Below are 375 nucleotides of genomic sequence, written 5' to 3'. Positions count from 1 at the left end.
TTTGCGACTATTTGGAAGGAACCATGGAGGCCGGGGCCAGAAATGCCTTTGAACAAGAACTAGCGCAAAACCCCGTCTGGCAGCAGGATATGAAAAAGCAAAAGGACTTTTTGACCTTCTTGCATTCCCTGACCGGAAAAATAACTCTTTCCGTAGCTGAGATTAAGGATAAGGTGCAGGCGGTGATCGAGAAAACAGAGGATTACGAGGAAATCGTGGATGCTACTTTTTTTGAGCAGGGAAAACCGAAGACTATGACCTCCCATATCTGGTTCAAGAAGCCTGATTGCTATCGGACTGACGGAGACAGTGGGGCAACGGGTCCCATAACGATCATTATGAAAGACGGCATCATGCTGAGTTGGCTTGCCGATA

At 47.5% G+C, this 375-nt stretch carries 1 pseudogene; it reads left to right on the top strand.

Annotated features, from left to right (window positions below):
* Nucleotides 1–375, top strand: a pseudogene (locus DOT_RS12415) (RNA polymerase subunit sigma-70); the annotation flags it as partial.

It is taken from the genome of Desulfosporosinus sp. OT, assembly GCF_000224515.1.
In the GTDB taxonomy this organism is placed as follows: domain Bacteria; phylum Bacillota; class Desulfitobacteriia; order Desulfitobacteriales; family Desulfitobacteriaceae; genus Desulfosporosinus.
The sequence above is the reverse complement of the archived record's forward strand: the minus strand, read 5'-3'. Positions and strand labels throughout refer to the sequence as shown.